This is a genomic window from Empedobacter sp. GD03865 (assembly GCF_029840775.1).
Lineage (GTDB): Bacteria > Bacteroidota > Bacteroidia > Flavobacteriales > Weeksellaceae > Empedobacter > Empedobacter falsenii_B.
Genome location: NZ_JAOCDF010000010.1, coordinates 17000 through 37695, shown reverse-complemented (window position 1 = coordinate 37695; position 20696 = coordinate 17000). Strand labels below are relative to the sequence as shown.

Annotated in this window: 15 protein-coding genes; 9 read left to right on the top strand and 6 right to left on the bottom strand. The window is 32.2% G+C overall.

Features of this window, described 5'->3' with window-relative positions:
* Positions 1-12: 12 nt before the first annotated feature.
* The 5 genes from N5D46_RS05660 to N5D46_RS05640 all read left to right on the top strand — a co-directional run bounded on the left by N5D46_RS05660 (position 13) and on the right by N5D46_RS05640 (position 8801).
* On the top strand, positions 13-717 hold the full coding sequence (locus N5D46_RS05660; RefSeq protein ID WP_280049423.1) for a PspA/IM30 family protein: 705 nt from the start codon (positions 13-15) through the stop codon (positions 715-717).
* Positions 718-786: 69 nt separating this feature from the next.
* On the top strand, positions 787-984 hold the full coding sequence (locus tag N5D46_RS05655; protein WP_125350043.1) for a DUF4177 domain-containing protein: 198 nt from the start codon (positions 787-789) through the stop codon (positions 982-984).
* A gap of 19 nt (positions 985-1003) precedes the next feature.
* A complete protein-coding gene (locus tag N5D46_RS05650; RefSeq protein WP_125350042.1) occupies positions 1004-1696 on the top strand; it encodes an OB-fold-containig protein in 693 nt (230 codons plus the stop codon).
* A 99-nt stretch (positions 1697-1795) separates the two neighbouring features.
* The gene (locus N5D46_RS05645; protein ID WP_221856601.1) at positions 1796-3880 is read left to right on the top strand and encodes a flotillin family protein; all 2085 of its coding nucleotides are present in this window, start codon (positions 1796-1798) and stop codon (positions 3878-3880) included.
* Positions 3881-3965: 85 nt separating this feature from the next.
* Positions 3966-8801 carry a DNA repair ATPase gene (locus N5D46_RS05640; RefSeq protein ID WP_280049420.1) on the top strand — a complete coding sequence of 1612 codons (4836 nt, stop codon included), beginning with the start codon at positions 3966-3968 and terminating at the stop codon, positions 8799-8801.
* A gap of 30 nt (positions 8802-8831) precedes the next feature.
* On the opposite strand, the gene prfH is transcribed toward N5D46_RS05640, so the two are convergent.
* From prfH to N5D46_RS05615, 5 genes are all read right to left on the bottom strand, one after another.
* The gene (gene prfH, locus N5D46_RS05635; protein WP_260392007.1) at positions 8832-9458 is read right to left on the bottom strand and encodes a peptide chain release factor H; all 627 of its coding nucleotides are present in this window, start codon (positions 9456-9458) and stop codon (positions 8832-8834) included.
* Positions 9458-10849: an RtcB family protein gene (locus tag N5D46_RS05630; protein WP_125350039.1), complete on the bottom strand. Its 1392-nt coding sequence runs from the start codon at positions 10847-10849 to the stop codon at positions 9458-9460. The genes prfH and N5D46_RS05630 overlap by 1 nt, the downstream gene beginning before the upstream one ends.
* 2 nt (positions 10850-10851) lie before the next feature.
* Entirely contained in the window at positions 10852-11613 is a 762-nt protein-coding gene (locus tag N5D46_RS05625; RefSeq protein ID WP_125350038.1) for a hypothetical protein, read from the bottom strand.
* A 357-nt stretch (positions 11614-11970) separates the two neighbouring features.
* A complete protein-coding gene (locus N5D46_RS05620) occupies positions 11971-13893 on the bottom strand; it encodes a glycoside hydrolase family 2 protein (RefSeq protein WP_280049418.1) in 1923 nt (640 codons plus the stop codon).
* Positions 13887-14450, bottom strand: a complete 564-nt coding sequence (locus N5D46_RS05615; protein WP_280049416.1) for a hypothetical protein — start codon at positions 14448-14450, stop codon at positions 13887-13889. The genes N5D46_RS05620 and N5D46_RS05615 overlap by 7 nt, the downstream gene beginning before the upstream one ends.
* 263 nt (positions 14451-14713) lie before the next feature.
* Here N5D46_RS05615 and N5D46_RS05610 point away from each other — a divergent pair, with 263 nt between their 5' ends.
* From N5D46_RS05610 to N5D46_RS05600, 3 genes are all read left to right on the top strand, one after another.
* Positions 14714-15004, top strand: a complete 291-nt coding sequence (locus N5D46_RS05610; RefSeq protein ID WP_125350036.1) for a LuxR C-terminal-related transcriptional regulator — start codon at positions 14714-14716, stop codon at positions 15002-15004.
* A gap of 126 nt (positions 15005-15130) precedes the next feature.
* A complete protein-coding gene (lepA, locus tag N5D46_RS05605; protein WP_038332533.1) occupies positions 15131-16927 on the top strand; it encodes a translation elongation factor 4 in 1797 nt (598 codons plus the stop codon).
* A 673-nt stretch (positions 16928-17600) separates the two neighbouring features.
* Entirely contained in the window at positions 17601-17945 is a 345-nt protein-coding gene (locus N5D46_RS05600) for a DUF4260 domain-containing protein (protein ID WP_114997808.1), read from the top strand.
* On the opposite strand, the gene N5D46_RS05595 is transcribed toward N5D46_RS05600, so the two are convergent.
* Positions 17940-18932 carry a 2-hydroxyacid dehydrogenase gene (locus tag N5D46_RS05595; RefSeq protein ID WP_114997809.1) on the bottom strand — a complete coding sequence of 331 codons (993 nt, stop codon included), beginning with the start codon at positions 18930-18932 and terminating at the stop codon, positions 17940-17942. The two genes, N5D46_RS05600 and N5D46_RS05595, sit on opposite strands and share 6 nt — an antisense overlap.
* Before the next feature lie 173 nt (positions 18933-19105).
* Here N5D46_RS05595 and N5D46_RS05590 point away from each other — a divergent pair, with 173 nt between their 5' ends.
* Positions 19106-20644 (top strand): serine hydrolase, encoded by a 1539-nt coding sequence (locus N5D46_RS05590; RefSeq protein ID WP_221856521.1) that lies wholly within the window; start codon positions 19106-19108, stop codon positions 20642-20644.
* The last annotated feature ends 52 nt before the right edge of the window (positions 20645-20696 follow it).

The window sequence follows — 20696 nt, the reverse complement described above, 5'->3', positions numbered from 1 at the left end:
AACAATATCACTATGAATATTTTCAAACGTATTTTTAGAATTGGACAAGCGGAAATACATTCGGTTGTCGAAAAAATGGAAGACCCAATCAAAATGACAGAACAAGGAATTCGCGAAATGCGCGACGATCTTAATCAATCATTAGAGGCTTACGCAAAGGTAAAAGCAATGGCAATTCGTTCGCAAAATAGCGTCGACAAAAAGAAAGAAGAAGCTGCAGATTATGAACGAAAAGCAATTCTTTTGTTAGAAAAAGCTGGGCGAAGTGAAATTACAGTTGAACAAGCCGAAAGTTTAGCGAAAGAAGCTTTGGGCTTAAAGAATCAATTGTTAGAAGAAATTACTGAATTAGAAAATCAAGTAATTATTCATGAAAAATCTGCAAATGAAGTCCATAAAAATGTCGAAGTTCTAAAATTCAACATTAATAAATGGGAAAATGAATTGACAACATTAAAAGCGCGTGTAAAAGTTGCTGATGCCACAAAACAAGTGAACAAACAAATGGCTAAAATTGATGCGAATAGCACAATTAGCATGTTAGAACGTATGAAAGCCAAAGTGGAAGAAGACGAAGCACTTGCGCAAGCTTACGGAAGTTTAGCGGATAATTCGAAAACCGCAGATGATGAAATTAATGAAACCTTAAAAGGAGATTTGATTCAAAATGAATTAGAAGCTTTGAAGCTAAAAATTCAGTCGAAAAATCAAGAATAAATCACTTTTTATAGTGAATTATTTCTATAAAATTTTTAGTAAATTAATCTCTTTTAAAAAATCAAAACTATGGCATCTAAATATGAATACAAAACAATAGAAATAATGCCTAACGCTGGCTTATTTTCTATCAAAATAGATAAAACATTTTTGGATGATTTACTAAATAAATATGGAAATGAAGGCTGGGAATTAATCACTTCCACTCCGCTTTCCATCAACAGCACAACGAAAATTATTTATTATACATTCAGAAGAGCTATTTAACATTAAAAATTAACACTAAATGACCGAAATTTTAGACCTTCTTTTTAATCCATTGGCCAACGGAATTATGACCATTTTGATGGGATTTTCTCTTGTCTATTGGGTATTTCAACTGTTAGCTGGTGACGGAATTGATCTTGGAACAGATTCTGATTTTCATATCGGAGACATCAATGATGTTGATGCCCACCACGAAATTGACGCTGATCACGATGCTGATGCAGACGTGCATCACGAACCAGGTTTTTGGGCAAAATGTTTAGAATTCATCAATGTTGGTAAAGTTCCGTTAATGGTGATTATTACTTTGTTCAAATTTATCAGTTGGGTGATTACCATTATTTCTTCGATTGTTTTTGGATTAAGCAAATTAGGATTGTATTCAGTTTTAATCTTAATTCCGGTTTTCATCATCGCTTATTTTATGATGCATTGGATCACTAAACCATTAGTTAAAATGTATTCAGAATTAGGTTATCATGGAGAAGAAGAAACTGATTTTATCGGAAGAGTCGGAAAATCAAAATCTAAAATCACAGGAGATAAAATAGGCTCTGCGGAATTTCAAATCGAGAAAGATATCATTACGCTTAACATCAAAAGTCAAAATGGTGAAGAAATTAATTTTGGAGACACCATTATTATCACCGACGAATCGCCTTCAAATCATTATTATTTCGTCATCAAACACATAACCTTAAACAACATTTAACACTATTATGACACTAATATTTCAACTTACTTCGTTTCTTATCGAAGAAATTTTAATCTTAATTATTCACTAAATCAATCAAAATATAATAAAAATCTCATGACAAATTTTATTCTTTTAGCAGTTGGTGTTATCGTTTTCATCTTTATTGCTTTCATCGTCGTTTTAAGCGTTTTCTATAAAAAAGTTCCTCAAGGAAAAGCTATCGTTCGTACTGGTGTTGGAGGTTCGCAAGTAGCTTTCAACAAAGGAATGTATGTAATTCCTGTTTTCCACAAAATGGAAATTATGGACATTTCGATTAAGAAAATTGATATTACTCGTCAACAACACGATGGTTTAATTTGTAAAGACAACATTCGTGCAGATATCAAAGTTGCATTTTTTGTTCGCGTTAATAAATCGGTGAATGATGTAATCAATGTTGCACAAAACTTAGGAACAGAGCGAGCATCAGAACCAGAAACATTAAAAAGTATTTTCGAAGCAAAATTCTCAGAAGCTTTAAAAACAGTTGGAAAAAAATTCGATTTTATCGAATTATACGAAGCTCGTCGCGAATTTAGAGATGAAATTTTAAATATCATCGGAACAGACTTGAATGGATATATTTTAGATGACTGTGCGATTGATTATTTAGAACAAACTGAATTACAATTCTTGAGCCCTGATAATATTTTAGATTCGGAAGGTATTAAAAAAATCACGGAATTAACGGCTCAACAAAATATGAACGCCAACTTAATTCGTCGTGAAGAAGAAAAAGTAATCAAAAAACAAAACGTTGAAGCGCGCGAAGCAATCTTAGAATTAGAGCGACAATTAGCCGAAAAAGAAGAGCGTCAACGCAGAGAAATCGAAAATATAAAAGCGCGCGAAGAGGCAGAAATTGCAAAAGTTCGCGAAGAAGAACGTCTAAAAGCTGAATCTGTTCGTATTACAACAGAAGAGCAATTGGCGGTACAAGAAGAAAATAAATTGCGTCAAATTATTATCGCAGAAAAAAATAAAGTTCGTACTGATGCAATCGAAACGGAACGCGTTGAAAAAGATCGTGCATTAGAGCAAACAGAACGTGAGCGAATTGTGACTTTAGCTCAGATTGATAAAGAAAGGTCTATCGAAGTTGAGAAGAAAAATATTCAAGGCGTTATCAAAGAACGCGTTCTTTTAGAAAAAGGCGTGATTGAAGAGCAACAAGGTGTGAAAGATGTTGAAGTTTACCGTGAAGTTGAGCGTCAGAAACAAGCCGGAATTATTGCTGCATCGCAAGAAGCGGAAGAGCGTTTAATCGAAACTGTAAAAGCTGCGGAAGCGGCAAAAATTGCGGCAGAGCAAGAAGCTGCTCGTCAAGTTATCGAAGCAGATGCACAAAAACAAGTTGCAGAACGCAAAGCGCAAGAGTTATTAATTGATGCGGAAGCTAAAAAAGAAGCTTCTGCAAAAGAAGCTGAAGCTCGTAAAATAATTGCTGAAGCACAAGCAAAAGAAGAAGCTGCAATTGGTCTATCTGAAGCAGAAGTAATGGTTGCAAAAGCAGAAGCAGAAGAAAAACAAGGAACTGTAGAAGCATCTGTTATCGAGAAAAAAGCAGAAGCGTTACGTAAAGAAGGCTTAGCACAAGCAGAAGTTGTTCGTGAAAAAGCATTAGCAGAAGCAAAAGGAATTGAAGAAAAAGCAGAAGCTATGAAGAAACTGGACGGTGTTGGAAAAGAGCACGAAGAGTTCAAACTTCAATTACAAAAAGAAAAAGATATCGAATTGGCTCATATCAACATTCAAAAAGATATTGCTGGAGCCCAAGCTGAGGTGTTATCAAATGCATTGAAATCTGCGAAAATTGACATTGTTGGTGGAGAAACAATGTTCTTCGAAAATATTGTGAAACAAGTTTCGAATGCAAAAGGTTTCGATCATTTAATCGACAATTCGAAACATGCAACAGATATCAAAAATGCATTGATTGACGAAGATGGCGGAAGCGATTTAGCTGGAAAAGTGAGAAGTCTTGCCGATAAATATGGCATTTCATCAAACGACATCAAAAACTTAACAATTACTGCGGCATTAATTAAATTACAGCAAGCTGCTTCTGCTTCTGGAAACAGCGAAGACACAGGATTTATAAATTCTCTTTTCGGAATTGCGAATCAGTTAGGTGTTTCAAATAAAAAAATAGGTTAATCCATTAAACAATAATAGAGTGATTGAATCTATTCGTTTCAATCGCTCTTAATTACAGTTTAATCACCTTCTAGATTTTAATTTAATGCAAGAAGAAAAAAATATTAACGTTACCGAAACGCTTGATGCAGGCGCGTACGAAATCATCCGAAAAAGACTTCTTACACAAAAAGATTTTCTTTCGGAAAGATTAACGAAATTGAATGATGCTCGAAAAGAAGTCTTCAATTCTACCAATTTTGCATTAAGCGCAAACCAAAGAATTACGACAGAAAATACATGCGTCGCACGTGGAATTATCGCGTTCGATAAATTGTGTATTTTTGGTTACAACGTGCATTTCGGTTTACGCACAGACATTCAGTTGAGCGATGTTTTTAGTATTTATCTGTTTCAAGAAAATCAATTTATACCTCAACCTCTCGACTTAATTAACGATCAGAATTTCTTTACAGATTTTCAGAATTTATATAAATATTACCGCGATTCTATCTTTTCTAAATTTCGTAGAAGAGATAATTATTTGTACATGGTTTTCCAAACCAGTAAAAGCGCACAAGATTTGAAAGCGTTTAAATGGTTAATCAAAGACGGAAAATTAATTTATCAAGATGATCGCAGCATTCACGAAGTAAAAAAAGCAGATCAATTTGATTTCGAATGGCAAAAAACGTCAATTGATGATCGTCGATTAGGTAAATTTCCACACATTTCTATTTTAGATAAAATTTTTATCGAAGCGATTGGTGGCGATATTACGTTCAAAATTGAGGATAATACGGATACAGGAAAAGGAATTTTCACTGAAAAAGTTACGCATTTAGATCAACAATTAGACGATGCCGAATATTATTACGCCGATTTAGGAAATCTGATTGCGGTTAAAATCAAACCTTTTCAAGAAGATTTCAGAGCGTATATTTACAATGTTCGCACCAAGGAAGTCATCAATATTCCTGCTCTTTTGGATGCAGCAGTTTTGTTGCCAGACAATCAAGGTTTGATTTTTTCGAATGGCTATTATTTACAAAACGGAACCTATCATATATTCGAAAATAAGTTAGATAATTTTCAATTTTTCCGTCGTGTAAATTCTCCAAACGGAGAAGATTTTATGTATATTTTCAATCAAGATGAAACCAATACATACATTCTTTTATCGTACAATATCATTCAACAAAATGTCGAAACGCCTATTGTTTGCAATGGTTTTACTATTTTTAAAGACGGAAGTTTAATCTATTTCCGCACAGAAGAAGAAGCAACGCGACATCATCAAGTTCAGATTTGGGAAACGCCTTATGTCGAGCGTTTGGTGGAAAATCAAGAAAAAACAAATCATCCATTATACAAAATTGGAAACAAAGACATTGTAAAAGCAATGGCTGAATCTCAAGAAGTTATCCAATTAATTAACAAAGAAGATTCGTACGAAGGTTTGTATGAGGACATTGTAAAAAAAGCGAATAATATTGTTGATGGCTATTTTTGGATCAATGACAAAGATACCTTTGAGCTAGCTATTCCTTTGCTAGAAATCAAAACGGTTGCCAATACAGCGATTGATGAATTTGCAAAAGTCCAAGTTCAGAAAAAATTTGCGCAAGAAACGTTAGAAAAAACGGAAAAATCGATTGAAGAAATCGTTTTCAAAGTAAATAGTACAACGTATAATCAATTGGATTTATTGGTTGAACATTTGGCTGAAGCGCGTAAAATTCAAGGAAAAGTTATTGATTTACGTTCGATTCGTTATATCAATTTAGAACGTGTTCAGGAATTAGAAAATCAATTGCAAGAAGTCAACGAAAATTTATCAACCAAAACAATTGAGTTTCTTTTATTGGATGAAGCGCTGATTCCGTATGAAGAAAAAGTTGCGGAACAGAAAAATTTAGTGGCTTCGATTGAGAAAGTTGTTGACGCTAAAGTAATCGAAGAATCTTGTCTTAAAATTGCTTCCGAATTAGAGTTATTGATTGACATTCTGAACAGTTTAAAAATTGAAGACGCCACGCAAACAACAAAAATCATTGAGAAAATCTCGGTTATTTTTGCTTCGCTTAACGAAGTTCGTGCCCAATTAACACGTCAAACTTCTGCGTTAAAAAGCAAAGAAGCTGTTGCAGAATTTTCTGCTCAAATCACGTTGTTAGAACAAAGTGTGGTTAACTTTTTAGAATTATCAACAACTGCCGAAAAAACGGAAGAATACAATACAAAAATAATTGTTCAACTTGAAGAATTAGAAAGTAAATTTTCTGATTTTGATGATTTCGCCTTGAAAATTGCAGATAAGCGCGACGAAATTATCAAGGCATTCAATTCGAAACGTGAACAATTAGTTGAACAAACCAACAAACGCACCAATTCATTAGAACAAATTGGCTTGCGCGTCTTGAAAAATATCGAAAATAAAGCCAAAACTTTTTCTGAGAAAGAAGAAATTTTAGCGTTTTATTCTTCGGATTTAATGATTGACAAAATGCGTCAAATCATTCAAGAATTAAAGGATTTGAAAGATGTTTCGAAAGCCGAAAATCTTGAAAATCTCTTGAAAAAATCGCAAGAAGATACGCTTCGCGTTTTACGTGATAAAACTGAACTTTTTGTTGATGGACAAAATATTATTGCGCTTGGACAAAATAAATTTACAGTCAATACGCAGCAATTAGCGCTGACTTTGTTGAATCGTAACAACGAATTATTTTATCATTTAACAGGTACAAGTTTCTATCAAAAAGTTAAAAACGATGAGATTTATCGTTACCAAGATATTTGGAACCAAGAATTTGTTTCGGAAAATCAATTGGTTTATCGTGCTGAATATTTAGCTTATCAAGCTTTTTTAGCAAGAAATGAAAACGATTTTGATGCTGAAAAATTTATCAATCAAATCATTGAACAAAATTATTCGGAAGGTTATATAAAAGGCGTTCACAATTTTGATGCGTTTCGAATTTTTACTGAATTGGTCAACATAAATTCGAAATTAGATGTGTTGCAATTTGATGCGCCAACTCGTACAACTGCTCAAATTTTTTGCCATTCTTTAGAAAAGAATTTGCAAGATAAGTTGAATGCAATGATTAATTCGGCTCAATTAATTTTGAAAAATTTCCCGAATTCAAATCGTTTTGAAAACATTCTAAATGAAATCAAATCGCTTTTTGAAAATTGGGAAACAGAATGGGATAAATCACAAACATCATCAGAAAAAGTTTCTCACTATTTATTTACAACTTTCACGAAATATCATGCTTTTTCGATGAGTAGAGAAGCTGAAAAATTTCAAAAAGAGTTTGTAAATTATTTAGAAAAAAATAAAAATTCGGACGATTTTAATGCATTGATTTCAGATGAACAATTTTCTTCAACCGAAAAATTTTACTTGATCGAAAACTGGATTCATTCTTTTATAGATGAAAACGAAAATTATTCGTCATACAGAAATGTAGTGAATGAAGCGGCGACAATGCTTTTATTTTCGAAAGATCAATATCATATAAATGATGGAAATTCTGTTATCAAAATTGAAGATTTGAAAGGAAATCATGCGGTAATTGTTGACGGAATTTATACTCAAAATTATCATGAAATCATTTCGAAATTAGAACATTTTTCAACTGTTGATGTTCCAAATTTTAAATCATTCCAAAAGCTAAAAGAAGAAATTTCTAAATCGTATGAAAAGGATTTAAAAATCGCAGAATTTGAACCAAAAGTTTTGACATCATTTGTAAGAAATAAATTAATCAACGAAGTTTATTTTCCTTTAATCGGAAATAATTTAGCCAAACAATTGGGAACAGCAGGCGAAAACAAACGTACCGCTCGAATGGGAATGTTGTTATTAATCTCTCCGCCAGGTTATGGAAAAACAACCTTGATGGAATATTTAGCCAAAACGATGGGCTTGCATTTTGTGAAAGTAAATGGACCAACAATTGGACATAACATTACGTCAATCGATCCAATCGAAGCCAAAACTTCTGGAGAAAGAGAGGAATTGAAAAAGATAAATCTTTCGTTTGAAATGGCTGATAATGTGATGTTGTACTTGGACGATATTCAGCATTTGAGTGCCGAATTTTTACAGAAATTTATTTCATTAGCCGATGGACAGCGAAAAATTGATGGAATTTTTGAAGGAGAAAGTAAAACCTACGATTTACGCGGAAAACGTTTTTGCATTGTAATGGCAGGAAATCCATATACGGAAAGCGGCTCTAAATTTCAGATTCCAGATATGTTGGCTAATCGTGCTGATGTTTATAATTTGGGTGATGTAATTGGTGATACGGAAACGTTGTTCAATTTAAGTTTGATTGAAAATGCAACAGGAGATAATCCTTATTTGGATAAAATTGCTTCAAAAAGTTTGACAGATTTTTACAAGTTAACAAATTTTGTAACCGAAAATCAAGAACAACTTCCGGATTTGGAAGGCAATTATTTGAAACAAGAAATTGATGATTTTATTGCAGTTCTAAAACATGTGATTAAGATTAGAAATATTGTCGTAAAAGTCAATCAAAATTATATTTCGAGCGCAGCAATGCAAGATGATTACAGAACGGAACCGCCTTTCAAAATGCAAGGTTCGTACAGAAATATGTCAAAATTGGTTTCGAAAATTGTTCCAATGATGAACGAAAAAGAAATTAACGAAACTATTTTAGCGCATTACGAAAGTGAATCGCAAACATTGACAACAGATACAGAATCGAATTTGTTGCGATTAAAAGAAATTGCAGGTTTGATAACTGCTAAAGAAAAAGAACGTTGGGAAACGATAAAAGCAACCTTTGTAAAAAATAACAAACACGGTGGCTTGAATAAAGACGATAAAGTTTTTGCTCAATTGCTCGAATTCAATGAAAATTTGGAAGGAATTATCCAAGCTATTTTGAAGAAATAAACTAAAAGCCGCTCATTGAGCGGCTTTTTTTTATTCACTAAATTTATCTCCTCTGAATATTTTCACAGGATTTCCTCTTGCAATAGACGTTTGATTATTCCATTTTTTTTGAACCAAGTCCTTCAATTTATTGGTTTCAAATCCTTGTAATTTCAATAACAAACGAGTTGTTGCAATTTTTTTGTTCTGATGTTGTGAACGCGAATCCATCGAAACAACTGAAATTCCACTTGGTTGATGTATCGCACGAACAGCCGAATTTACTTTGTTTACATTTTGTCCACCATTTCCAGAGCTTCGCATTGTTTGGTATATAATTTCATTCGGATTGATTGAATTTTCTTTCGGAATTTCTAATTCAAAACAACCAATAAACCAATTTTTTCGTTGATGAAATTTTCGGTATGGACTTTTACCAATCCATAAAATTGCTCCAAGCCAAGTTTTTAAAAACGTGTTTAAATCATTTCCTTCAAGTTCTATAATCACAGATGAAAGTTGATGAAAATCTTTATCCATTTCTCTTTCAATTATGTCAAACTTAATTTCAGATTTTGTGCACGCTTCCGAAAACTTTTTAAAAACATTAGTCACCACAAAATTGCATTCCGCTGGTCCTCTACCCGATGTAAGTTGAATAATTTTTTTCCTCATCATTATTTATCCATTCGTACAATTTTCGGTGTAAAAGTTCCCAACACTTTCACTAATTCAGTCTGTAAATTCATCACCGTTTTTATGTTTTTATATGCCAAAGGTGCTTCATCTACACTTCCGCCAATCAGCTCAATTCCTGCATCTTTCAATTGTGAATTCATAAAACTTTTAGTAATTGTTGATTTACATTTCGCACGCGACATTTTTCGTCCCGCACCATGCGAAGCCGAATTAATACTCAATTCATTTCCCAAACCTTCAACAATGTAACCGTTCGCGGTCATCGAACCTGGAATAATTCCTAAAATTCCTTTTCCAGCTGGCGTCGCTCCTTTACGATGAACAATTCGTTCCGTTCCTTCAACCATTTCTTTCCACGCAAAATTGTGATGATTTTCGATGTTAAAAACGATACGTTTTCCCAAAGCTTTCGCAATTCTTCGGTGAATATCATCGTGACAAGCCTTGGCATATTCGCCAGCCAAATTCATCGCTGCCCAATATTCTTGGCCATCGTACGTGTCCAAATCTAACCAAGCCAAATGCTGAACTTGCTTCGGAAGTGGACATTGTTTCGTCGCCAAATACGTATAATGTTTTGCAATATTTGCACCCAAACCACGCGAACCACTATGCGATAAAACAGCCAAATATTCTCCTGGAATCAAGTTCCATTCAGGTTTTACCTCATCTAATTTCACAATCCCAAATTCAACAAAATGATTCCCTCCACCAGAAGTTCCTAATTGTTGATAAGCTTTTGTTTTTAAACTTTTCAAGATTGGAATTTCATCAAAAATAGAACGTTCAAAAATTTCATGATCCGCTTTTAGTTTATGCGTTTCATACATTCCGAATTTGGTATGATCTTGCAAAATCTGAATCAATTTATGCGATTTTCCTTTCAAAAAACTAGCTGGCAAATCGTAAACCGAAAGACTCATTCTACAACCAATATCCACACCAACTCCATAAGGAATCACCGCATTATCCGTCGCTAAGACACCTCCGATTGGCAATCCATACCCCGAATGCGCATCTGGCATCAAAGCTCCTTTTACCGAAATTGGCAATTTCAATGCATCATATAATTGAAATTTTGCTTGCTCGTCAATTTCATTTTCTCCAAAAATCGAAAAAGGTGAACGCGTTGTTTTTAATTCTTGTAATCTAACCTCAACTGGTTTTATTAATCCTTCCGCAACTTTTCCCCAAATTCCGTGACCGATGTATTTTTCTGGCTCAAGTAAAACTTCTTTTGCTTCGTTAATAATCGTTTGTTTCTTTTCTTTTTTTCTGTATCGATGAATTTGCCCAATTGCAATATTGATCGAATTATTTTTTGGAAAGCCTATTTTTATAAAGTCCTTTCCAGAGATTTTATTTCCCATGATTAATATCTTTTAGATAACTGATGTTCTTTTTCCATCAGCATTTCAGCGATTTCAATCGCTAAATTTTTATTATTAAAAAATTTCCTTTTTGTAAAAGGATTTTTAAATTTTGGTTTTCGTTCATACGAATACCCTCCTCCAACTATTTTCTTTAAAAGGATTCCTTGATTTTTATACTTGTCAAAAAAATGATCGATTTGCGCTTCTTCGCGCTTCAAATCAATATCAAGCGGTTTGTAATACGTAATCATATTTGGTTTTATAATCAATCGAAAACGCCACGGTTGTAGAAATTCATAAATTCCTTTGAAACGTTTTGTCTTGGGATCATACACCTGAATACACACAAAATATAGACGTTCTTCATCATTCAAAATTGAATACGGACCTGAATATTCGTAAGGTTGCAATTGTTTCAACTCTTGAATTCTCTGAACATAAATTCGCTTTCCGTTTCGTTTTCGTTTTTTTACAAACTTTCGCGTTTCTGCATATTGAGAAGTATTTATTTTCTTTAGAATTTGAGTAAAAAACTCAATCTCATTTTCTTTTTTAATATCTTCTCTCAATACAAAATATCGCTCAAAACCTTTTTGACACGGCTCTTTTAAAAGAACAAGCGGAATTTCTTTTTGTTCTTTAAAAATTTCTTTTTGACGTTTATATTTCTCTCTTACATTTTTTTCTTTCGTTGTTTTTACACTTCTTTTCCTCGCTCTTTTTGTTCGTAATTGAGTAGAAAAGAAAATTGAATCTTCCATAAAATGGATTATTTAATTGCAAATAATTATTTTGAAATAATTAGCGCTAACTATTTCTTCTTCGGAAGTTTTTAGAAGTTATTCTGAATCTAGAATGGAATAATAAAAGAAAAAGCCCGAAGAATCCTCCGGGCTTTTGATATAATAAGTAAATTATTTACGATTTATAAGCACGAAGAATGCTCATTGCAAAATCTGTTGCAATAGCTAAAAACTGATATGTCGTTTCTTTGAACATTTTATTTCTTCGTTATTAAATTGTTATACGTTATGATTTTTATCAGTGCAAATTTAAGTCAATAAAATTCACATTTCCAAATCCTTTGTGAAATTTCACTAAAAATAGGGAGAAAAATATTATTGATTTTTAACATTCATTGTATCATACAACGAATAAATTTTTAGATTCTGAATTGTGTTTTTTCCACTAATAATACGAGATTCATTCGGAATTAAATCAAAAAAATTATCATCAAATTGATTATTTTCATCAAGTAAATAAACATCTTTTGCCAAAACATTTGTCGAAATTTCGAATTGGTTATGACTGATCTTTTTGATTTTAATTGTTGATTTTGTTAAAGCTAAATCTTTCGGTTTTTCGAAGAAATAATTTCTCGAATACTTTTCTCCATTTGATTCAAATTCAATTCGAAGAAAAGCTTTAGTTGAAGAAGTTCCTTTCAAAATTTCATCAGTTAATTCCATTATCTTGGTTGAAGAATTTGATAAAATAATTACATCTTTATCATTAGTCCAATGTTTATTTCCATTAAAATCTACCACAGAAAATTTTACTTTTCCTTTCAAATCTTTCAATAAGTCATTTACGATATAAATTTTGTACACATTTTCTTCTTTTTCTACTGAAATTAGCACATTTTCGAAACTTCTTTTCACTTGATAATGTAACGCTTTCCAATTTCCTAATTTATCCAAAGACGACCACGAAGTTACTGGCCAAACGTCATTCAATTGCCAATACAAACTTCCCATATTATAAGGTTTTGCACGTCGATGTGCTTCAATTGCCAACTGAATTCCGCGTGCTTGTAACAATTGAGAAACGTAGTTGTACTGCACAAAATCGGTCGGAACAACATAATCTCGCTGCATATATTCGTTGATTGTTTCCCAACCTTTTGGATGTTTTTGATGCGCTAAAATTATTGCAGAATTTTTACTCAATGTATCTTTTTCAGAAAACATTGATTTCACCGTTTCCAACGTTGGCATTCCTTGAAAACCATATTCAGAAGCAAAACGTGGAACTTTTTTTTCATACGTTTCAAACGGTTCCATTCCCCACCAAACGCCCCAATAATGCGAATCTCCTTGCGTCAAACTTTCTTTTCTTCCCCAACCAATCGAAGGTGAAGACGGCCAATAGCGATTCTCTGATTTTGGTAAAATCGAATCTAAAACATTCGGAATAATATGATGAAAAGTCGTTTGATAATCTTTCCAAATACTCAACGAATCTTGTTTCGACCAGCCCATTTGTTTCTGATATCCCCAATTTTTCCACGCTTCATCAATTTCATTATTTCCACACCAAAGCGCGATAGAAGTATGATTTTTTAGTCGATTCACTTGATCGATTGTTTCTTGTTTTACATTGTGAAGAAAATCTTGATCACCAGGATAAAAAGCACAAGCGTACATAAAATCTTGCCAAACCAACAAACCTTTTTCGTCGCATAATTCATAAAAATAATCGTCCTCATAAATTCCACCACCCCAAATACGAATCATATTCATATTGGCTTCAACCGAACTATTTATCAACTTTTCATAATCATTTTTTGAAACTCGTGAAACAAAATTATCTTGCGGAATATAATTTGCACCTTTTATATAAGTTGGAACCCTATTCACTTTAAAATAAAACCTAGAGCCAACTTCGTCTTTTTCTTGTACCAATTCTATCGTACGTAAACCAAATTTTAAATACTTAAATATCTGTTCATTCCCTTGTTTAATTTTGAATTGATAATCGTATAAATACTGTTCGCCCATTCCATTTGGCCACCATAATTTTGGATTGTGAATCGTTTCATCAATCGAAAAATGATTAATTCCTTTGGTTAATTTTTGAGTGATTATTTTCTGATTAAAATTAATTTCTACAGCTGTATTTTGTTCCGATTGGATAATAAATTTAAACTTTACTTTCGCTTGATTTTTATCCAATTTGACAATTTCATAAGACAAGTCATTCAGTTTTAAATTATTCCAAGAAATAAGTTCAATTGGTTTATAAATCGCAACCGTTACCAATCTTGGTCCCCAATCCCAACCATACTGATATTGCGCTTTTCGAGTAAAAACACGCTCACCTTCTGGTATTTATATGGAAGAAGATTTGCTAATCGTTTTCCTTCATTAGGCGACGATTTGAATTGTATTTCGAGCAAATTATTTTTATCTTTCAGTAAATCTTTGACCGAAACTTCCCAAATTCGAAACATATTATTCGCATCCAGAATTAATTTTCCGTTCAGAAAAACTTTTGCATATGTATCCAATCCATTAAATTTTAACTGAATATTTTGCGCTTTTCGTTCGGCTTCAGTCAAATCAAAAGAAGTTTTGTAGTTCCAATCTTCGTTTTCTACCCATTGCACTTTTGCATCATTAACGTCTTTGTAAGGATTTGGAATAATATTATTTAACATCAAATCGGTATGAACAGAACCAGGAATCTCAGCTTTCAGCCATTTTGAATCTCCTTTTTGTTGAAAGGTCCAATTCTCTAAATTCAAATTTCGAGTCGATTGAGCAGAAAGTTGAATAAATGTAAAAAAAGTAATAACAAAAAATAGTAATCTCCTCATTTTGTGCTGATTTTCATAAGGATAAAATTAGGTTTAAAATTCATATAAACACAAAAGAGATTATTAAAAACAATTTCTTTTGTTGAATACATAATATAGGCTTCGTTAATTATGGGAATAATGAATATGCTAAACTTAGGTTGACTCGGCTATATTTGAATTTCAGAAAAAAGCAACTGATTATTCAACCGATTTGTACAATCAAGATCAAGCGGAAACTACAAAAAAATGGAAATGATTCTTCTATCAATTTAAAACAAGTTATGCGAGAAGAAAATTTAATGGATAATGATTTTGAAAGTGCTAAATTTAGAATTCAAGAATTACATTCAAACTTTTTCAAAACGCTAAACGAGCATTCTAAGCAAAAACTAACACCTCTTAATTTGAAATATTGTTCGTATATCTATCTTGGTTTAGACACCAAACAAATTGCAACTCTTCTTAATATTGAACCAAAAAGTGTACGAATAACAAAGTATCGTTTGAAACAAAAATTTGGTCTAGTAAAAGAAGATGAATTATATACTTTTTTTCATCGGATAATTGCCTAGATTTATTTTTTAGTAAAAAACACACTTCAACTCTCGTTAATTTATTAAAATATAATTCATAATATTTTTCAAAATACTTGCAGTCTGCACGGAAAAGATTATTTTTGCCTATTCGACAAATAGAATATGAAAAATATCCGTAATTTCTGTATTATCGCCCATATTGACCATGGTAAAAGTACCTTGGCCGATCGTTTATTGCAAGTAACAAACACGATTTCTGATCGTGAGTTACAAAATCAAACTTTAGACGATATGGATTTGGAACGCGAACGCGGAATCACAATTAAATCGCACGCCATCCAAATGGAATATGAAAAAGATGGTGAAAAATATATTTTAAATTTAATTGACACTCCTGGTCACGTGGATTTTTCTTACGAGGTTTCTCGTTCGATTGCCGCTTGTGAAGGAGCTTTGTTAATTGTAGATGCTGCACAAAGTATACAAGCACAAACCATTTCTAACCTTTATTTGGCTTTAGAAAATGATTTGGAAATCATTCCAGTTTTGAACAAAATCGATTTACCTTCTGCAAATCCAGAAGAAGTAACAGACGATATTGTTGATTTGATTGGTTGTGATCCCGAAGATGTTTTGCGTGTAAGTGGAAAAACAGGTGAAGGTGTGTTAGAATTGTTACACACAATTATCGAGAAAGTTCCTGCACCAGTTGGTGATCCAGATGCACCGTTACAAGCCTTGATTTTTGACTCTGTTTATAATCCTTTCCGAGGAATTGAAGCTTTTTACAAAGTGGTAAATGGAGAAATCAAAAAAGGAGATCAAGTAAAATTCATGGCTACCAACAAAAAATATGGTGCCGATGAAATTGGAACATTAAAACTGAATCAAGTTGAGAAGAAAGTCATTAAAACTGGAGATGTAGGTTATATTATTTCTGGAATTAAAGAAGCTTCTGAGGTAAAAGTTGGAGATACAATTACATTAGTTGAGAATCCTGCAAGCGAAGCTATTGATGGTTTCGAGGAAGTAAAACCAATGGTTTTCGCTGGTATTTATCCGGTTGACACAGAAGATTACGAAGATTTGCGTGCTTCTATCGAAAAGTTACGTTTGAATGATGCTTCATTAACTTTTGAAGCTGAATCTTCTGCTGCTTTAGGTTTCGGTTTCCGTTGTGGATTCTTAGGAATGTTACACTTAGAAATTATTCAGGAGCGTTTAGAACGTGAGTTCAACATGACGGTAATTACAACTGTTCCTAACGTTTCGTATGAAGCGTACTTGGAAAAAGATCCAGAAAAAATGATTCCGGTTCATAATCCATCTGAATTACCAGATCCATCAGGATTAAATCGTGTTGAAGAACCATATATTCGAGCAGCAATCATTACAAAATCTGAATTCGTAGGTCCTGTAATGAGTTTATGTATTGAGAAACGTGGTGAATTACAATCTCAAAACTATTTAACTCAACATAGAGTAGAAATGATTTTCAATATGCCTTTGGCTGAAGTTGTTTTCGATTTTTATGATCGATTAAAATCTATTTCAAAAGGATATGCATCGTTTGATTATGCACCTTCTGGAATGAAAGCTTCAAAATTGGTAAAAGTTGACATCATGATTAACGGTGAAGTTGTAGATGCTTTATCTGCCTTAATTCACGTTGATAATGCTTACAATATTGGGAAAAAAATGTGTGAGAAATTACGCGAATTAATTCCTCGTCAACAGTTTGATATTCCAATTCAGGCAGCGATTGGTGCAAAAATTATTGCGCGTGAAACAATTAAAGCGTTGCGTAAAGACGTTACTGCAAAATGTTACGGTGGTGATATTTCTCGTAAACGTAAATTATTAGAAAAGCAAAAAGCTGGTAAGAAGAAAATGCGTCAAATTGGACGTGTAGAGGTTCCACAATCTGCCTTCTTAGCGGTACTAAAATTAAACGATTAAGTTTTATTTTATATAAAATATTTAAAGCCATTCAAATGAGTGGCTTTTTTGTATATTTGAATAATTATGGAAAAGTTAAATTTCGGTAAAGATGTATACAAGCTATTATGGAAAGAATTTGAGTATCCTCAAATTGACTATATTAGTGATATTAAATCATCTGTTTCGGTAGACTCTTTACTAAGATTCGTAAACTTACCTAATTATGATTTTATAATAAGTAATGAAGAATTAAAATATAAATTTGAAAAATTTAATTCAGAAATTTCTTCAGATTGTTTAAAAATTATTCATTTTATTTTATTCACTACATTTTATAAATTGTACAATTTATTAAGTTTACAAATTAAGACAATTTCGAAAATTTTAATTTGGTACAAAATTCCAATATTGATAAATGAAAATTTTATTTTAAATAAATTATTTAAAACAATTCAATTGCAAAATAATAATTCGTTTAATTTAATTTTTCATTACAATGAAGAAAATTTTTAAAAAAGATAATATTGATTATATTTCGAGTATACTAAAAAATTTCGCTGGATTTGTATATTATATTACAAAAACAATTTTAGCTTTATTTTATTAATAATATATAGCCACTCACAATAGAGTGGCTTTTTTTTGTAACAATTGGTAAAATATTTGTACTAATAAATTAAATACCAATCGCATGAAAAACATACTAAAATTAGAACAACTTGCTCTATTAATTCTTATGATCGTTCTATATAGTCTCCTAAAATTATCATGGATGTGGTTTGCAATTCTTTTTCTTGCTCCCGATATTTTTATGTTAGGTTATCTTTTTGGAAATAAGATTGGTGCAATATCCTATAATTTTATTCATAATTATTTTACGACAATTTCATTGATTCTTATTGGTTATTTTTTACATATTGAATGGTGTTTGATGATTGGATTTATATTTTCCGCTCATATTTCGTTCGATCGTTTTCTAGGATTTGGTCTCAAAAAATATGATGGTTTCAAGTCCACTCATTTAGGAGATTTATAACATCACAACCTCATCAGTCGAACCTTTCTCCTTAATCTCTGAAATACTTCGCATCGTAATTTCTGAAATTTGTTCCAATGCTTCTTGTGTAAAAAAAGCTTGATGTGCAGTGACCAAAACATTTGGAAAACTCATCAATCGTTGAATCATATCATCTTGAATAATTTCTGCCGATAAATCTTTGAAAAATAATTTTTCTTCTTGCTCGTAAACATCAATTCCCAAATAACCAATTTTATGATTTTTCAAAGCTTCAATCGCTTCATGTGTATTGATTAATCCGCCTCTACTCGTATTAATAATCGTTACGCCATCTTTCATCATCGCAATCGTTTCTTGATTAATCATGTAATGATTTTCTGGCGTCAACGGACAATGCAACGAAATAATATCTGAGCTTTTAAACAACTTATCCAGCTCAACATATTCCACGCCATTATTCATCAATTCTTGATCTGGATACAAATCATACGCAATTATTTTGCAACCAAAACCTTTCGCAATATTGACAAAAGCCTTTCCAATTTTTCCTGTTCCAACAATTCCAATTGTCTTTTGAAAAAGATTGAAACCAAGCAAACCGTTCAATGCAAAATTTTGTTCACGAACGCGATTATAAGCTTTATGCGTTTTTCGGTTCAATGTTAACAACATCGCCATTGTATGCTCTGCCACTGCCTCAGGAGAATATGCAGGGACGCGACAAACTTTAATTCCAAATTCTTTCGCAGCTTCCAAATCGACATTGTTAAAACCAGCACATCTCAAAGCTATAATTTTAACGCCTTTTTTTGCTAAAATTTCAATGACTTGTCGATTCACTTTATCATTCACAAACACACAAACTGCTTGCTCATCTTCAATTGCGTTGACGATATGTGGACCTAAATGTGTTTCATAAAAATTAAGTTCAAAACCGTAATTTTTATTTTCAGCCTCAAAAAAAGTTTTGTCATAAGGCTTAGACGAAAAGAAAGCTATTTTCATTAAATTATTTTTAACTAATTTACGTTTTTAATTAATTGTAAATTACTTTATACTTGATTATAATTTAGTTTTAAATCATTCAAAATTAATTGATCCTCTATTTTTGATATTTTACTAAAAGCTATAAGCTGATGAATAAAAATATCTAACTTCGTGAAAATTCAAATTCACACATGAAAAATATACTTTTATCAACGATTACATTAGCTTCTTTTACAGCTTTTGGACAAAATATTTCGAATCAAGCTATTGATAAAGTCACAGAAAATGCAATGAAAGCATTTGATGTTCCTGGAATGTCTATTGCGGTTATCAAAGACGGGACAATTGTACATTCGAAAGGTTATGGCGTAAAATCTCTTAAAACGGGAGAAAAAGTTCAGTCGAATACAAATTTTGGAATTGCTTCTAACTCTAAAGCTTTTACAGCAGCTGCTTTGGCGATTTTGGTTGATGAAGGAAAAATAAAGTGGGATGATAAAGTGATTACGCACATTCCAGAATTTAAGATGTACAACGGTTATGTAACCAAAGAGTTTACAATTCGTGATTTATTAACGCATCGAAGTGGATTAGGTTTGGGTGCTGGAGATTTGATGGTTTGGCCTGATGGACACAATTTCACTCCAAAAGATATTATTTCTAATATTCAATATTTAAAACCTGTTTCAGATTTTCGTGTAAAATATGATTATGATAATTTATTATACATTATTGCAGGAGTTGTGATTGAAAGAGTTTCGGGGCTGTCTTGGACAGATTTTGTAACAAAAAGATTGTTGGAACCAATTGGAATGACGAATACTGCAGCGAATTGGCATTTGCTAAAAGACAAGAAAAATGCAATTGATCCACACGTTCCAATTGACGGAAAATTGCAAGTGATTGATCGTTATACGAACACCATTTTTGATGCAGCTGCAGGAATTTATTCGAATGTTGATGATATTGCAAAATGGTTGCAATTCAATTTGGATAAAGGAAAAGTGAATGGAAAACAAATTATTTCGGAAAAACAAATGAACGAAATGATAACGCCACAAACTTTACAACCAAATCGTACAACTCCACCTTATAATTCATTATTCAAAGCCTATGGTTTGGGATGGCAATTACAGGATATGAATGGAAAATTGGAAGTTTCGCATACTGGTGGATTGGAAGGAATTGTAACACAAACGATGTTTTATCCTCAAGAAAAATTAGGAATTGTGATTTTGACTAACCAACAATCAGGTGCAGCTTTCCGAGCAATTTCGAATACGATCAAAGATTTTTACTTAAAAAATCCATCTACAGATTGGGTAAAAACGTATGATGATATGATGAAGAAAAATGTGGAAGAAGCCGATGTTATTACTGATGAAGTTTGGAAAACAGTTGAAGCAAATCAAAAAAATAAAGCCATCAAATTTGATTCAAAAAGCGTAATCGGAACGTATAAAGACAATTGGTTTGGTGATGTTGTAATTTATGAAAAGAAAGGAAAAATCATTTTTGAATCGAAACGTTCGCCTCAATTAACTGGTGAAATGTCATTTTACAAAGACAATACTTTTGCAGTAAAATGGTACAATCGTTATTTCCATGCAGACGCTTTTGTTTATGCAGAAATGAAAGATGGAAAAATGACAGGTTTCAAAATGAGAGCCATTTCTCCGTTAACAGATTTCAGTTACGATTTCCAAGATTTAGATTTTACGAGAAAATAAATTTTAATAAATACTAATCAATTACGAAGTTCGAAATTCGAACTTCGTTTTT

Excerpts from the sequence above, each read along its gene's own strand:
- N5D46_RS05625 (WP_125350038.1), bottom strand. The coding sequence starts at position 11,613 with ATGGAAGATTCAATTTTCTTTTCTACTCAATTACGAACAAAAAGAGCG.
- N5D46_RS05595 (WP_114997809.1), bottom strand. The coding sequence starts at position 18,932 with ATGAAAATAGCTTTCTTTTCGTCTAAGCCTTATGACAAAACTTTTTTT.
- N5D46_RS05645 (WP_221856601.1), top strand. The coding sequence starts at position 1,796 with ATGACAAATTTTATTCTTTTAGCAGTTGGTGTTATCGTTTTCATCTTT.
- N5D46_RS05660 (WP_280049423.1), top strand. The coding sequence starts at position 13 with ATGAATATTTTCAAACGTATTTTTAGAATTGGACAAGCGGAAATACAT.
- N5D46_RS05630 (WP_125350039.1), bottom strand. The coding sequence starts at position 10,849 with ATGGGAAATAAAATCTCTGGAAAGGACTTTATAAAAATAGGCTTTCCA.
- lepA (WP_038332533.1), top strand. The coding sequence starts at position 15,131 with ATGAAAAATATCCGTAATTTCTGTATTATCGCCCATATTGACCATGGT.
- N5D46_RS05650 (WP_125350042.1), top strand. The coding sequence starts at position 1,004 with ATGACCGAAATTTTAGACCTTCTTTTTAATCCATTGGCCAACGGAATT.
- N5D46_RS05590 (WP_221856521.1), top strand. The coding sequence starts at position 19,106 with ATGAAAAATATACTTTTATCAACGATTACATTAGCTTCTTTTACAGCT.
- N5D46_RS05640 (WP_280049420.1), top strand. The coding sequence starts at position 3,966 with ATGCAAGAAGAAAAAAATATTAACGTTACCGAAACGCTTGATGCAGGC.
- N5D46_RS05600 (WP_114997808.1), top strand. The coding sequence starts at position 17,601 with ATGAAAAACATACTAAAATTAGAACAACTTGCTCTATTAATTCTTATG.
- N5D46_RS05615 (WP_280049416.1), bottom strand. The coding sequence starts at position 14,450 with ATGAGGAGATTACTATTTTTTGTTATTACTTTTTTTACATTTATTCAA.
- N5D46_RS05655 (WP_125350043.1), top strand. The coding sequence starts at position 787 with ATGGCATCTAAATATGAATACAAAACAATAGAAATAATGCCTAACGCT.
- prfH (WP_260392007.1), bottom strand. The coding sequence starts at position 9,458 with ATGATGAGGAAAAAAATTATTCAACTTACATCGGGTAGAGGACCAGCG.
- N5D46_RS05610 (WP_125350036.1), top strand. The coding sequence starts at position 14,714 with ATGCGAGAAGAAAATTTAATGGATAATGATTTTGAAAGTGCTAAATTT.